The sequence below is a fragment of the Myroides sp. TSA_177.3 genome, assembly GCF_052691955.1.
In genome coordinates, this window is record NZ_JBQZGD010000024.1 from 35,634 (window position 1) to 52,734 (window position 17,101).

Sequence of the window (17,101 nt, forward strand, 5' to 3'; positions counted from 1 at the left end):
AGAAGAGATGTATATGGTGTTGATTTTTAGTTATTTAAAACGCTATTTTTATTTGTCCACCCATTTGTCCACCCCTCATTTTGTCATTTTTTTGGAGGAAGACCCTAATTTTACGAAGAATCAGGTGGTGTGATACACGATAATCTCATTCAAAAGCTAAAACAAACCAATTTTTTTTCTTCCCTTATTTATGAAAAAAGTTCTACTCTTTTTCGTCTTCATTTTGCTATTTGTGCAGTCTCTTCTATTACATGCACAACCTTATCAACCCTTAGCAATGGATGGCTTCAATGCCGATGTCATTGCCAATGGTGTTGGAGCGGTTGGAAGTTCAACTACGCATGATATCGATAATTCAGGACATTACCTACTTGCAGAAGATTGGAAGTTAGATGCGAATCAACTTTTGAGTGGAACAGGCTTACCGATGAATGGGAGTATTTCTTCTGCTCATACACCAGGAATGAAATTTCTTTTACAAAATTACAGTGCGAATAATTCGATTCGTTTAACTACCACTATATCTAGTGTCACATCTAACTTAGTACTCCCTGTAAAAGCGAGAAAACTTTTTGTCCTAACTACAGCCGGACTAGCAAGTACAGCGTTAGACGTAACGGTAATCTTTGAGGATGATACCACGGAAACATTTTCAAGTCGTGTACCCGATTGGTATAACGGAACTTCTTTACCTGTGGTTCATAAAAATTTTGGGCGATTAACAAGAGCAAGTATTTTAGAAAAGCCAACAGATAACCCTAGACTATATCAAGTTACTTTAAATATTAGCAAACATAATCAGCTAAAGAAAGTCAAGCAAATTAAGTTTTTACGTCCCATTACATTTGAAGGGGTTGTAAATATCTTCGCTGTTTCAACAGAATTGTTAGATAGTTGTCCGAGTCCTGAATTTGTTGATTTCAGCAAATTGACGATGAATAGCGTAGTTGCAGCAGTTGATTTACCCGTGTTACCAGCAACAACCTATCAGTATGAATTACGCACCTCAGGTTTGCCAGGGTCTGGGGATACAGGACTCATTCAAAGGCAGGATTTTAGTGAAAGTAACCATCAAATTACTTTTACTAATTTAGCTAATGCAACAACATTTTTTTTCTATGTTCGTTCGTTTTGCTCAGATACAAATCAAGGGTATTGGAAAGGCTCTTTTACTTTTACTACCTTATGCAATGCTGTGAATACACCCTATAAGGTGCCGTTTGATACGGTAGATGTTCCAAATGCACCTGCTTGTACGACGATTCTAAATGCAAATGAAGATGATTATACTTGGATCACTGAAAGTAGTGCCATTGGTTTTGAAGGTCCTGTTTTGAGATACCGTTATAATCCTACTCAAGCAGCAGATGATTGGTTTTTTACCCGTGGAATTAATGTAACTAGAGGAGAAACGTATCGTTTGCGATTTAAGTATAGAGATAAAAGATTTAATGAAAAGCTACGAATAAGCTTGGGTAAATTCGCTTATCCCGAAGCGATGACCACTGAAATTTTTAATGTAGATACAGGCGGAACCGATCAAGTAACGGATAAATTGATTGAATTTACTGCGGATGAAACGGGTGTTTTGTATATTGGTTTTCAGATACATTCCCTTGCAGATCAATTTTTATTTTACTTGGGCGATATTGAAGTAACACAGTCAAGTTGCCACAGGCTACTTTGGGGGCTAAGTGGATGGGTGTGTGAAGGCGGGCCTGTAACCTTGGAGGCTCAGGCTAATTATGGCACACTCCGTTGGTATGACTCGCGAACGAGTACGGAAGTTTTAGGAGAAGGCTCTACTTTTGTAACCCCTCCCTTAACAGAATCAAAAAGTTACTATGTCAGATCTTATTTAGAAGATAGCAAAGGTGGTAAACAAAGTTTATCTACCAATTCCAACGATACCCAAACGAATGCAACTTGGGGAATTTCATTTGATCTACTAGATCCAGGTACGATTAAAAGTACCACCGTATATGCCAGTCAATCGGGAAGCATCCGCGTTGCGATTCTAAATTCAAGTGGAAGAGAGGTATATGTATCAAATGTTATAGCGATTAATGCCGCGGGTCCTACTGTACCAATCACTGTCCCTTTAAATGCTGAATTAAATGCAGGCAATGGGTATAAAATGATTTTGAAAGAGGTAAATAATGCGAAGCTTTTTATTGATCAAAAGGTTCTTTTCCCGATGTATGATAGCCACAACAGCTTGCGGGTAACTTCTAGTCTAACACCTGTAGAGAATCGAGCTTTCTATGCCTATTTTTTTGAACTGGTATACCAAAGAGGATGTACAACCTCAGGTGTTATGCTCGATGCTACAGTAGTTAAAGCAGTTGCACCTACAGTGGATCAGGCGGTACAAACTTTTTGTAAAAGCTCAAATCCAACCTTGGCAGATATAACAATCACAGGAACAAATATTCACTGGTATGCAAATGAAACTGGGGGAGTTGCATTGCCTAATACGACTCCTTTGGTACACAATAGAACCTATTATGCTTCTCAATTTCTCTATGCTTGTGAAAGTCCAAGGCGTACCGCAGTAAAAGTAGTCTTAGAAGAAGCTCGCCTTCAGACATCAGGAATGAATGTGCATTATAATTATGGAACCGATTCCCAAACGGTTGGAACTAGCATTTATAATGCACTAGGTTCAACAGAGTTGCAATGGTACACAGAGGAGACAGGTGGCATACCTGTTGACACTCCAGCCTTTTCTACCTTAGCTGTAGGAAATTATGACTATTGGGTGAGTGGAGTAGTAAATGGTTGTGAAAGTATAAGAAGTCGTATCGGTATGACTGTACGTCCTGTGTCTGTATGGGTGACTGCACAACCTACTAGAAAAGTGTATGGAGAGGAAGACCCTGCTTTGTTATATCGTGTTAGTGGGTTAGTCAATGATGATGAATTAACGGGTTCGTTGACTCGTGCTCCAGGAGAAGATGTAGATACTTATATAATTAGCAGAGGAACTTTGGCAGCCTCGTCCAATTATATACTTAATGTGGATAATGCGAACTTTAGGATTCTTCCAGCAACATTAACGGTAACAGCAGCGGATAAAATCAAAGTGTATGGTGAGGAAGATCCAGCATTTACCTATACCGTTACTGGATTTAAACGTGGTGAAGAAGCTACTGCCATTTTAAGTGGAGCCTTAAATCGCGAGTTGGGTGAAGAGATGGGAACCTATGAAATCAGACAAGGAAGTTTAACTGCTACAGCCAATTATGAAATAGCGTATCACAAAGCTGATCTTGAAATTACGCCTACTGTTTTAACGGTAACAGCGCAACCTTTGGGAAAAATATATGGAGATGTTGATCCACTCTTAACCTATACGGTTTCTGGGTTAAAACTTGGGGACTCAGCTGCTAGTGCTTTGCGTGGAAATTTAGCTCGTACAGGAGATGAAGCAGTTGGAAATTATACGATTACACAAGGAACTTTAGAAGCTAATTCCAATTATACGTTGGTGTTTGAAGGGGCCGATTTTACGATTACTCCAGCTACAATCACCGTAATGGCACATCCAAAAGCAAAAGTTTATGGTGCACCAGAACCGTTGCTAACCCATACAACCGCTGGTCTGAAAAGAGGGGAAAGTAGTGCAACCGTATTAACGGGTCATTTAACTCGTACGGGTACGGAAGATGTGGGAGTCTATACGATTGAGCAAGGAACTTTAGTAGCCAATGCGAATTATGTTGTCAATTATGTAGCTGCGAATTTTGAAATTAAACCTGCGGAGTTAACGGTAACAGCAGAGGCTAAAACAAAAATATATGGCGATACGGATCCAGCTTTAACGTATGCCGTTACAGGATTACAAAGAAGTGAAGAGGCTTCAGCCGTTTTAACGGGAAGTTTAACGCGTACGGGTATGGAAGAGGTGGGAACCTATACCATTAACCAAGGAAATCTGTTAGCTAATAGAAATTATACGCTTGTTTATGAAGCAGCTGATTTTGAGATTACACCTGCAACATTAACGGTAACTGCAGATGCCAAAACCAAAATTTACGGTGAACTAGACCCAGCGTTAACCTATACAGTTTCAGGACTGAAACGAAATGATAAAACAGCAACAACATTAACCGGAAGTTTGGTGCGCAATGGTAGAGAAGATATTGGAACGTATGCTATTACAAAAGGAAGTTTAGTAGCAACGCCAAACTATACCCTAGTATATGAAGGGGCAGATTTTACAATTACATCTTCTGTATTAACGGTAACGGCCAATCCTCAAACGAAAATTTATGGGGATGCGGATCCTGTATTGGACTATACGGTTGCTGGATTAAGACCTTCAGATCAGTTAGCTACTGTTTTAACCGGAAATTTAGTCCGCAATATTGGCGAAGCAGTTGGAATTTATACCATCAACCAAGGAAGTTTAGCGGTATCACCAAATTATACGTTAGTATACGAGGAAGCTGACTTCACCATTGAACAAGCGATATTAACTGTAACCGCTAATGCTCAAACGAAAACATATGGAGAACCGGATGCTGTATTGTCTTATACAGTGGCTGGATTAAAAAATAACGATCAAGAAACAAGTATTACAGGAGTACTAGTCCGTGATAATGGTGAAGAAGTGGGTTCATACACCATTCATCAAGGTACTATACAGGCATCCACCAATTATACTTTGGCTTTTCAATCTGCAAATCTTACGATTATCCCTGCTTTACTAACGATACAAGCAGAAGCGAAAACCAAAGTATACGGTGATGCTGATCCAGTCTTTACATACACCGTATCTGGACTGAAAAACAACGATCAAGCAATAAATATTTTGACAGGTAGTTTATCGCGTGATAGCGGAGAACATGTGGATACTTATGGTATTCATCAAGGAACGATACAAGCATCCACCAACTATACTTTGGATTTTCAATCGGCAAATCTTACGATTACCCCTGCTTTACTAACGATACAAGCAGAAGCGAAAACCAAAGTATACGGTGATGCCGATCCGGTGTTAACGTACACCGTATCGGGACTTAAAAACAACGACCAAACCAATATTTTTACAGGTATATTAACCCGCGATAATGGAGAAGATGTGGGCTTCTATTCTATTAAGCAAGGTAATATACAAGCATCAACCAACTATACTTTGGATTTTCAACCTGCGGATCTTACGATTATCCCTGCTTTACTAACGATACAAGCAGAAGCGAAAACCAAAGTATACGGTGATGCTGACCCAGTGTTAACGTACACGGTATCTGGACTTAAAAACAACGACCAAACCAATATTCTTACAGGTATATTAATCCGCGATAATGGAGAAGATGTGGGCTTCTATTCTATTAATCAAGGTAATATACAAGCATCAACCAATTATACTTTGGATTTTCAATCTGCAAATCTTGCGATTACATCCGCCTTACTAACGGTTCAGGCAGAAGCGAAAACCAAAGTATACGGTGATGCTGATCCGGTATTAACGTACACGTTATCTGGACTTAAAAACAACGATCAAGCGATAAATATCTTGACAGGTAGTTTATCGCGTGATAGCGGAGAACATGTGGGTACGTATGGTATTCAACAAGGTAATTTACAAGCATCAACCAACTATACTTTGGATTTTCAATCGGCAAATTTAATTATTACGACTGCTTTACTAAAAATCCATGCAGAGGCGAAAACCAAAGTATACGGTGATGCCGATCCTATATTGACGTATGCCGTATTGGGGCTTAAAAACAATGATGTCGTACAAGCTACTGTTACAGGAAATCTTGTGCGCCAAAGGGGAGAACATGTGAGAACGTATCCGATTCAACAAGGTGATTTACAGGTAGGAGCAAATTATACTTTTACTTTTGAAGAAGCGTTATTTACGATTACTCCTGCTACATTGAACATCCATCCTGTTACGGGGCAAGAAAAAATATATGGAGCAACAGATCCAATATTAGCCTTTACCGTTACAGGTTTCAAATTCAATGATGAAATAGGGACAGCTTTAACAGGTAGCTTGACAAGAGCTGCTGGAGAAAATGTCAATCGATATGCGTATCAAATAGGAAGTCTACAAGCTGTGTTAGCCAATTATAGCTTAACCTTGGATAGTCAAGAAAAATTTGAAATTAAACCCGCTCCTTTGCGTCTTGTCGTGGAAGAAAATCAGTTCAAGCGATTTGGGGAAGCTGATCCAGTATTGCGCTATCGTGCGGATGGATTACAACGCGGTGATTTTATCATTCAAGCGGTTACTGGTCAATTGACGCGTAGCGCTGGAGAAGCAGTAGGAATCTATGCAATAGAACAAGGAAGCCTAACTGCAAGAGCCAATTATTATATTGATGCTTTTATTCCTGCATCTTTTGAAATCAAGAAAAATAGCATCAAAGGGTTGACTTTACCAGCGCAACGCTTTGTGTATGATGGTCAGGCAAAACAAGTACAAGTGCAAGGAAATATTGAACCTCAGGCAACGATTGTTTATACGAATAACAATCAAACACAAGTTGGACAATATACGGTTACAGCTACGGTCGATTATGGTCCAAACTACGAGGTCTTACATTTACAAAGTATACTGACGATTGTAAAAGCAGATCAAGAGATAACGTGGAATCAAGTATCGGAAGTGGTACTAGAAGATACACCTACCTTGCAATTAACCGCAAGAGCAAGTTCTAACTTGCCTGTTTCTTATGCTATTGATGAGGCCGCCGACCGTGAAATAGCTGTAATAGAAGAAACGGGACTGCTGCGCTTTTTACAACCAGGTTTTGTAACGATAACTGCAACTCAAGGAGGAAATGCTAATTTTAATGCGGCAAAAACGGTATCTCATACTATTGAAGTGAGCAGTAGAGATGCTAGTATTTGGGATTTAGTTGTCGATGGTGTTTCCTATGGTAAAATTGCCAAAGAAGTACACCTAGTTTTAGGATGTGAAACCCAACAAGACGAAGTAACATTGGCTGTGCATACTCAGGTGAGTGCAGAGGTACAACCGTCCAATCATTTTACACTATCAGTGAAAGACTATGGGCTATATGAACAAATCATTACCGTTCAATCTCCCAATAGAAAAGTGACGGAGACTTATAAAATTATAATTGATAAACGTATTCCGACAGAGAATCTAGTGATACAAAAATACAACAATGTGCTTTTGGTAAACAATAACAAACAAACCAATGGAGGTTATGTTTTCCATACCTATCGTTGGTTTAAGAATGGAGCATTAGTAGGGGAGAAACAAGCCTATTCTGCTGGAGATGAATATGGTGCAACTTTAGATCCGAATGCAACATATCAAGTAGAATTAACCCTGTATAACGGTAAGAAAATCAGAAGTTGTCCAGTTGTTGTCAAAGGAAAAGCAGCCGCTAATTGGGCGGTATATCCGAATCCTGTACAGAAAAGCCAGTGGTTATATGTACAGATGAAAGAAGAAAAACAAGGTGTGGTGCACTATATCATTTACAACCTGAAAGGACAGTTGATTAAACGAGGCTCTTTAGAAGGTGGTAACAAGGGAATAGAAATCCCAAGTACAGCAGCTTCTGGTTCCTATTTCCTTATTCTGAAAACGGAAGATACCCAAGAAGGAGTTCAATTCATTATCCAGTAGGAGTAGGGGGCGAATGATTATTCGCCCCATTAAGTTCGAATAATGGAAAATAAACGATAAAAGGCATCATCCCCGTAGGGGGCGAATGATTATTCGTCCCATTAAGTTCGAATAATAGAATACAAACGATAAAAGGCATCATCCCGTAGGGGGCGAATGATTATTCGCCCCATTCAGTTCGAATAATAGAATACAAAAGACAAACGACAAACGAGTTCAAACAACACATGAAGTTAAAGTTATATATCACGTTAATAGGCATGGTAGGCAGTGGATGTTCTACCCTACAAGCACAATATAAACCCTATTACTATCCAGATCATGAAGTAGGGGTTACCCTAAAAGCAGGTTTGAATCAAGCGTATGGGAGTTTACCTCAAGGAATAGGAAGCGATAGAGCCTTTACGATGGCCTTCGGACTGCAATACGATTATTATGTAAGTCCCACTTGGAGTATAGGAATTGCAGGGCAATATGCAACGCAAACAACTAATTATACAGGAACGAATCTAAAAGGTCAACGCCAATATATCGACTCAGAAAATGAAGCTTTTATCTTTAGCTATCACGGTAAAAACTACAAAGAAGAATGGAAAGTGAATCAGGTGGACCTTCCATTAACCGTGCAGTATGTAGGAAAAGCAGAAACAAGCCTATATGTTCGAACAGGTTTGCAATTTTCGCTGGTGATGCAAACAAATACAACATTGACGTGGAATAACGTAGAAGCATCAGGGTATTTTCCACAATACAATGTCGTCTTGGAAGAACCTTGGTTTGCAGGATTCGGGAACAAAGAAAAAATAGAAGCCAAACCAGCCTTTGATATCAAAAACAGATGGGCCTGGATTGCTGAAGTAGGCGTGAAGCACAACCTCAAAACCAATCAGAATCTATACGTAGGTATTTATTTTGACTTGGGATTAAATAACCAAAAACCAGAAGTTTCTACCCCTAAAGAAGAGCTTATTGCCTATAAACCTGAACTAAATAAAACGATAGAACTCAACAGTATCCAACAAAGTTCGAAAGCGGTGTTCAAAAATTACAGCATCGGCGTTCAACTGCGTTATGGTATTGGTTTGTAAGTGCCTTTTATAATATGTTTTCTTGTATAAGGCAAAATGAAAATTTCGTTTTTATTGCATATTTTCTTGTATAGAGGGCAAAATGAAAATTTGCGTTTTTATTATAAACTTTCTTGTATAGGGGCAAAATGAAATTTTTCGTTTTTATTATAAATTTTCTTGTATAAGGGCAAATTGCCATTTGCCCCTACGTGTACGTTCACCTCCAACCCATAACCCATAACCCTCAACCCATAACCTCGAACCCAACAACCCTTCTTAATACAAATGTAAAATCCTGTGTGTTTCGCACAATTCTCCTTACCTTTGCAACTTAGTTTTTTAAATTATGAAAAGAGTAGTAGTAGGACTTTCAGGGGGGGTAGATTCAAGTGTTGCCGCCTACTTATTGAAAGAACAAGGATACGAAGTAATCGGATTATTCATGAAAAATTGGCATGATGATACCGTTACGATTTCGAATGAGTGTCCGTGGCTAGAAGATAGCAACGACGCTCTAATGGTTGCCGAAAAGTTAGGCATCCCTTTTCAAACCGTGGATTTAAGTGAACAATATAAGGAGAAGATTGTAGATTATATGTTTAAGGAGTACGAAAATGGTCGTACCCCAAATCCCGATGTATTGTGCAATAGAGAAATTAAGTTTGATGTATTCATGAAGATTGCTTTAGAATTAGGAGCAGATTATGTTGCAACAGGACACTATTGTAGAAAAGCGGAAGAAGAAGTAGTGTTAGAAGATGGCACTACACAAACGGTTTATAAATTAATGGCAGGTGTAGATCCTTCTAAGGATCAATCGTACTTCTTGTGTCAATTGTCTCAAGAACAATTGGCTAAAGCTTTATTTCCCGTTGGAGAATTATATAAATCGAAAGTAAGAGAAATTGCTGCAGAAGCAGACTTAATTACAGCAGAGAAAAAAGATTCACAAGGGTTGTGCTTCATTGGAAAAGTTCGTTTACCAGAATTTTTACAACAGCAATTAAAACCCAAAGATGGTTTTATCTATGAGATTTCCAAAGATGCACCTATTTTCTCAACGGGTCAAGCAGTGACTTATTCGTCATTGGAGGAGGAATTGTATGCAGAAGCTAAAGCGTTTCACTATACCCCTGAGATGGGTAAAAAAGTCGGAGATCACTATGGTGCGCATTATTTTACAACAGGTCAACGTAAAGGATTGAATGTAGGAGGAACAGTAGAACCGTTGTTTGTTATTGCAACGGATGTAGAAAGCAATACTATTTATACTGGTCAAGGTAATGCACACCCAGGATTATTCCATAAAACACTATTTGTAAAAGAGCACGAAATCCACTGGATTCGCGAGGATTTACAATTGCAACCAGGAGAAACGATGCGTATTAAAGCGCGTATTCGATACCGTCAACCGTTACAAGAAGCGACGTTGTACAAAATGGAAAAGGGGATGTATGTTCGTTTTGATGAACCACAATCTGCTATTACAGAAGGACAATTCGTATCTTGGCATATCGGAGAAGAATTAATCGGCTCTGGAGTGATATCCAAAGTAGAATAAATACCAAACAAAACAGATGGCACAAAATAGAATAACTGCCCTTTTGGGCATACAATACCCTATAATACAGGGGGGAATGGTATGGAATAGTGGCTATAAACTCGCGAGTGCAGTAAGCAATGCGGGAGGATTAGGATTATTAGGGGCAGGGTCTATGTATCCAGATGTTTTGAGAATCCACATTCAAAAATGTAAACAAGCAACGGATAAACCTTTCGGGGTTAATGTTTCCTTGCTGTATCCAGATCTTCAAGAAGTGATGGATATCATCGTAGAAGAAGGCGTTAAAATTGTATTTACCTCGGCAGGTAACCCCAAAATATGGACTCCATTTTTAAAAGCACATGGCATTACAGTGGTGCATGTAGTCAGTTCCTCTAAGTTTGCACTAAAAGCGCAAGAGGCAGGGGTTGATGCTGTTGTAGCCGAAGGATTTGAAGCAGGAGGACATAACGGAAGAGAAGAAACTACAACATTGACTCTAATTCCGATGGTCACTGCTAAAGTGCAAATTCCTGTGATTGCCGCAGGAGGAATTGCAACAGGACGTGCTATGTTAGCCGCTATGATTCTCGGAGCGGAAGGTGTACAAATGGGAACCCGTTTCATTGCATCTACTGAAAGTTCGGCACATGAAACTTTTAAAAATAGAGTGATTCAAGTCGAAGAAGGAGATACCATCGTTACGCTAAAAGAATTGGCTCCTGTTCGCATGATTAAAAATGAATTTTATCAAGGAATTGAAGACCTGTATAAGAAGGGAGCAAATGTGGACGAATTAAGAGCCTATTTAAGTAAGGGACGCTCCAAAAAAGGAATGTTTGAAGGCGACTTAGTGGAGGGAGAATTAGAAGCAGGACAAGTAGCGGGGTTAATCCGAAGCGTAGAACCTGTCGCACAAATTATCTCAAGCATTATGGAGGAGTTCCGAGCAGCACAACAAAAAAGTTTCGATTTTTAATCGATTACATCCAATAGATAAGACCCAATGACGCGTAAAAATGGAGGGGATCTTTTGTGATATTCTAAAAACCATGTGAATTTTAAATAAAAAGTTCGTATGGTTTTTTGCTATATACTAATAATCCTTTATTTTTATAGGAAGTAAAACAAAATAAAAAATCTACACACTACATATGAGTTATTATAAGATAGAAAACCTTGAACAGTATTTTAAACATTATAAAAAATCTGTACGAGAGCCAAGAAAGTTTTGGAGTAAGATTGCGGAGGAAAATTTCGTATGGTATCAGGTATGGGATAAGGTTTTTCAATTTGATATGGAAGAATCTAAATTTGAGTGGTTTGTCAACGCCAAATTAAATATCGTAAAAAACTGTGTCGATCGTCATTTGGCGAAAAGAGGAGAGAAACCGGCTATCATTTTTGAACCGAATAATCCGGAGGAATCCGCTCAAATTATTACGTATAACGATTTGTTTAATCGCGTTTGTAAAATGGCAAACGTATTAAAAGAACAAGGAGTTAAAAAGGGAGATCGCGTTTGTATCTATTTACCTATGATTCCAGAATTAGCAGTTGCGATGTTGGCTTGTGCTCGAATTGGAGCTATTCACAGTGTAATTTTTGCTGGATTTTCTTCTTCTGCTGTAAGTAAGCGAATTAACGATGCGGATTGTCATTATGTGATTACTTCGGATGGAAGTTTTAGAGGAAACAAGAGCATTCCGTTAAAACCAATTATTGATGAAGCATTAAAATCATGTCCTTCTGTTGAAAGAGTATTAGTTGTACAACGTACAGAAGCAGATATTGAAATGATGGCGGGTAGAGATATTTACTTAAACCCTTTATTAGAAGCAGCTTCAACAAACCACGTGGCTCAAGTGATGGATGCAGAAGATCCGTTGTTTATTCTTTATACCTCAGGGTCTACAGGAATGCCAAAAGGAATGGTGCATACTACAGCAGGCTATATGGTACAAACGGCTTATTCGTTTAAAAATATATTTGATTACAAAGACGATGATATTTTCTGGTGTACAGCCGACTGTGGATGGATTACAGGACACTCCTATATTGTATACGGTCCGTTGTTAAACGGTGCTACTACTGTAATGTTTGAAGGTGTACCAACATATCCGACTCCAAGTCGTTTCTGGGATATTATCGATAAATACAAAGTAACACAATTCTATACTGCACCGACAGCTCTTCGTTCTTTAATGACAGAAGATTATAAATATGTAAATGAACATGATTTATCGAGCTTACGTGTTATTGGTTCAGTAGGAGAACCTATTAATGAAGAAGCTTGGCACTGGTACAATGACCACGTAGGGAAGAAAAAATGTCCGATTGTTGATACATGGTGGCAAACAGAAACAGGAAGTATCTTAATTTCACCACTGCCTTTCATTACTCCAACAAAACCAACGTATGCTACGTTGCCTTTACCGGGAATTCAAGCCGTATTAATGGATGAAAAGAGAAATGAAATCGAAGATAACCAAATTGATGGATCTTTGTGTATTAAGTTTCCTTGGCCTTCTATGGCAAGAACAATTTGGGGAGATCACCAACGTTATAAAGATACCTATTTCAGTCAATTTCCTGGAAAGTATTTCACAGGAGATGGTGCTTTGAGAGATGAGGTGGGGTATTACAGAATTACAGGACGTGCAGATGATGTGGTGATTGTATCTGGACATAATTTGGGTACTGCACCAATTGAAGATGCAATCAATGAACACCCAGCAGTTGCAGAAAGTGCTGTGGTAGGTTACAAACACGACATCAAAGGAAATGCATTATATGGTTTCATCACGCTAAAAGTGGAAGGGGAATACAGAGATCGTGAAAACGTGAAAAAGGAGATTAACCAATACATTAGCAGTCATATTGGCCCAATTGCGAAGCTGGATAAAATACAATTCGTTGATAGTTTGCCTAAAACTCGATCAGGTAAAATCATGCGTCGAATTTTGCGATCTATTGCGGATGGAGAAACAAAAGATTTTGGAGATGTATCTACATTAATCAACCCAGAAGTAATTGAAAAAATTCAGCAAGAGAAATTGTAATATAAAGGAGATAAATCAGTTATATAACGGAATTATTTTATAAAAAAGAAAGAGAAACAGGGGAAATACCCCTGTTTTTTTTTGTGCTTTTTTTACCCTTAGTATCGTTTTTTTTGCTTGGTGTTTTTTCGCGAAAAGAGATTTTTTTAGAGGTAAAGTACCGTGTTTCTGCGATTTTCTGCTGTTTGTTACTACTCAGTTGTGCATTTTTGGTTTATAATGATGTTATTTATTGGTGTTTTTGATTTTTTTTAGGGTGTTTTTTACGTTTTATTTGTTAATTTCAACGAAACCGTAATTTGCATTAATTACTTATTGTTTTACTTTTTTACTTATTTGAGTACACCATTTTCTTTCTATTTATCGTTTTTTTGATGATTTCAGACTTTTATTTTTATAAGAAATATTTTTTTGAGAACATTTTATTGCGTATTAATCGCAAAAAGGGACTTTAAAATGGAGATAATTTAAAGTATCCTTTTGGTGTAATTATTGGTTCTTTGGCTTTTTGGTGTTTTTGAGGTTTTAATTATGTTTAATTTTAATAAAATGTTGATTAAAATTTATTAAAAATTGTAATATGATTAGAAAAGTTATTCCATTGATGGCATTGTTTGCAACTGGTTTTGCAACTGCCCAAGTTGGTATAGGAACAGTAACTCCAGCTAATTCCAGTCAACTTGATATTGTCTCTGATAAGAAAGGGGTCTTATTTCCAAGAGTCAATTTAAAAGGTGAGAGAGATAAAGATCCGATTGTAGGTGATTTAACTGAAAGTTTATTTGTATATAATTTAGGACATGGCGGATTACCTGCGGGGTTCTACTATTGGGATAAAGAAAAATGGGTTCGCCTGTTGAATACTCAATCCTACGTTAATACAACTAACGTAAGTTTTACTTTGATTAATGATGATTTAACGATTACAGATTCAGAGGGTAATACAGTTTCAATGGGAATAGATGAAATTGTTAATAATTCGAATTTCATCACAGAAATCATCAATAAATTAAAAGGGAAATTCGGTAACGTGTATTATAATACCGTAGACCATAAGTTTTATTATATCGATGAGAATGGTGCACCAAATTTGATTACTTGGGAAGATTTAAATACAACAAACGTAAGTTTTACTCTAGAAAATGATTATTTAACGGTAACCGATTTAGACCGTAGTATAGTACAATTACACGTAGATGATATTGCGAACAACTTAACCTTTGTAACCAAATTAGCAGAAAATCAAAATTTCATTACTGAAATTATGAATAAGCTAAAAGGGAAATATGGTAATGTGGTGTACAATGCCACAGAAAATAAATACTACTATATTAAGGAAGATGGCACACAAGAGGAAATTGATTGGTCATCGATTAATACAACTAACGTAAGCTTTACGTTAGAAAATGATAAATTAACTGTAAAAGATTCAGATGGTAATAAAATACAATTAGACGTCAAAGACATCGCGAATAATACCGTATTTATTTCAGAACTTACGAATAATGAAGACTTCGTTACAACTATTGTAAACAAGCTGAAAGGTAAATACGGAAACGTATTCTATGATGTGACAAACAACAAATTCTACTACATCAAAGAGGATGGAACTCAAGGCGAAATTGATTGGTCATCAATTAATACAACCAACGTAAGCTTCACTTTAGATGCAGATATGCTAACAGTTACGGATTCCGATGGAAACAAAGTACAGTTAGACGTTAAGGAAATTGCGAACAACTCAACATTCATTACAGAGTTAACGAATAACGAGGAATTTGTAACTGCAATTACCAACAACAACGAATTCATCACGGAAATCATCAACAAGCTAAAAGGCAAATACGGAAATGTATTCTATGATGTAACAAACAACAAATTCTACTACATCAAAGACGATGGAACACAAGGCGAAATCGACTGGTCTTCAATCAATACAACCAACGTAAGTTTTACGCTTGACGCTGATATGTTGACGATTACCGATTCTGATGGAAATACAGTACAGTTAGACGTAAAAGAAATTGCGAACAATTCGACGTTCATTACCGAGTTAACGAACAATGAAGAGTTTGTAACTGCAATTACCAACAACAACGAATTCATCACGGAAATCATCAACAAGCTAAAAGGCAAATACGGAAACGTATTCTATGATGTAACGAACAACAAATTCTACTACATCAAAGAGGATGGAACTCAAGGCGAAATCGATTGGTCATCAATCAATACCACCAACGTTAGCTTCACTTTAGATGCTGATATGCTAACGGTTACCGATTCAGATGGAAACAAAGTTCAGTTGGATGTTAAGGAAATCGCGAACAACTCAACGTTCATTATGGAATTGACTAATAACGAGGAGTTTGTAACAGCGATTACCAACAACAATGAATTCATCACAGAGATCATCAACAAGCTAAAAGGCAAATATGGAAACGTATTCTATGATGTAACGAACAACAAATTCTACTACATCAAAGAGGATGGAACCCAAGGGGAAATTGATTGGTCATCAATCAATACAACCAACGTGAGTTTTACGCTTGATGCTGATATGCTAACGGTTACCGATTCTGATGGAAACAAAGTTCAGTTGGATGTTAAGGAAATCGCGAACAACTCTACGTTTATTACCGAGTTAACGAACAATGAGGAATTTGTAACGGCAATTACCAACAACAACGAATTCATCACAGAAATCATCAACAAGCTAAAAGGCAAATATGGAAATGTATTCTATGATGTAACGAACAACAAATTCTACTACATCAAAGAGGATGGAACTCAAGGTGAAATCGATTGGTCATCGATCAATACCACCAACGTAAGTTTTACGTTGGACGCTGATATGTTGACGGTTACCGATTCTGATGGAAATACAGTACAGTTAGACGTTAAGGAAATCGCGAACAACTCAACATTCATTACAGAGTTAACGAACAACGAAGAGTTCATCACAAACTTAACGAGTAACGAAACGTTGATTACTGAGATCGTGAACAAGCTGAAAGGCAAATATGGAAACGTATTCTATGATGTAACGAACAATAAATTCTACTACATCAAAGAGGATGGAACCCAAGGGGAAATTGATTGGTCATCAATCAATACAACCAACGTGAGTTTTACGCTTGATGCTGATATGCTAACGGTTACCGATTCAGATGGAAACAAAGTTCAGTTGGATGTGAAGGAAATCGCGAACAACTCTACGTTCATTACCGAGTTAACGAACAATGAAGAGTTTGTAACGGCAATTACCAACAACAACGAATTCATCACAGAAATCATCAACAAGCTAAAAGGCAAATACGGAAACGTATTCTATGATGTAACGAATAACAAATTCTACTACATCAAAGAGGATGGAACTCAAGGCGAAATTGATTGGTCATCAATTAATACAACCAACGTAAGTTTTACGTTGGACGCTGATATGTTGACAATTACCGATTCAGATGGAAACAAAGTTCAGTTGGATGTGAAGGAAATCGCGAACAATTCTACGTTCATTACCGAGTTAACGAACAATGAGGAATTTGTAATGGCGATTACCAACAACAACGAATTCATCACGGAAATCATCAACAAGCTGAAAGGCAAATACGGAAACGTATTCTATGATGTAACGAACAACAAATTCTACTACATCAAAGAGGATGGAACCCAAGGCGAAATCGATTGGTCTTCGATCAATACCACCAACGTAAGTTTTACGCTTGACGCTGATATGTTGACGATTACCGATTCTGATGGAAATACAGTACAGTTAGACGTGAAGGAAATCGCAAACAATTCTACC

At 37.7% G+C, this 17,101-nt stretch carries 6 protein-coding genes; all 6 read left to right on the forward strand.

What is annotated here, in order from left to right; all coding sequences use genetic code 11:
• Positions 1-190: 190 nt before the first annotated feature.
• Positions 191-7,621 carry an MBG domain-containing protein gene (locus ACUTSE_RS16095; protein WP_445640965.1) on the forward strand — a complete coding sequence of 2,477 codons (7,431 nt, stop codon included), beginning with the start codon at positions 191-193 and terminating at the stop codon, positions 7,619-7,621.
• Between the two features lie 227 nt (positions 7,622-7,848).
• Entirely contained in the window at positions 7,849-8,709 is an 861-nt protein-coding gene (locus tag ACUTSE_RS16100) for a hypothetical protein (protein WP_445640966.1), read from the forward strand.
• A 328-nt stretch (positions 8,710-9,037) separates the two neighbouring features.
• Positions 9,038-10,252 carry a tRNA 2-thiouridine(34) synthase MnmA gene (gene mnmA / locus ACUTSE_RS16105; RefSeq protein ID WP_002985096.1) on the forward strand — a complete coding sequence of 405 codons (1,215 nt, stop codon included), beginning with the start codon at positions 9,038-9,040 and terminating at the stop codon, positions 10,250-10,252.
• A gap of 16 nt (positions 10,253-10,268) precedes the next feature.
• The gene (locus tag ACUTSE_RS16110; protein WP_445640967.1) at positions 10,269-11,213 is read left to right on the forward strand and encodes an NAD(P)H-dependent flavin oxidoreductase; all 945 of its coding nucleotides are present in this window, start codon (positions 10,269-10,271) and stop codon (positions 11,211-11,213) included.
• Between the two features lie 175 nt (positions 11,214-11,388).
• The gene (acs, locus tag ACUTSE_RS16115) at positions 11,389-13,296 is read left to right on the forward strand and encodes an acetate--CoA ligase (RefSeq protein ID WP_002985092.1); all 1,908 of its coding nucleotides are present in this window, start codon (positions 11,389-11,391) and stop codon (positions 13,294-13,296) included.
• Positions 13,297-13,876: 580 nt separating this feature from the next.
• Positions 13,877-17,101 (forward strand): hypothetical protein (locus tag ACUTSE_RS16120; protein ID WP_445640968.1); only part of this gene is annotated, 3,225 nt, incomplete at its 3' end.

What these genes read in the sequence shown, in the direction of transcription:
- ACUTSE_RS16095 (WP_445640965.1), top strand. Translation starts at nt 191, where the DNA reads ATGAAAAAAGTTCTACTCTTTTTCGTCTTCATTTTGCTATTTGTGCAG.
- ACUTSE_RS16100 (WP_445640966.1), top strand. Translation starts at nt 7,849, where the DNA reads ATGAAGTTAAAGTTATATATCACGTTAATAGGCATGGTAGGCAGTGGA.
- mnmA (WP_002985096.1), top strand. Translation starts at nt 9,038, where the DNA reads ATGAAAAGAGTAGTAGTAGGACTTTCAGGGGGGGTAGATTCAAGTGTT.
- ACUTSE_RS16110 (WP_445640967.1), top strand. Translation starts at nt 10,269, where the DNA reads ATGGCACAAAATAGAATAACTGCCCTTTTGGGCATACAATACCCTATA.
- acs (WP_002985092.1), top strand. Translation starts at nt 11,389, where the DNA reads ATGAGTTATTATAAGATAGAAAACCTTGAACAGTATTTTAAACATTAT.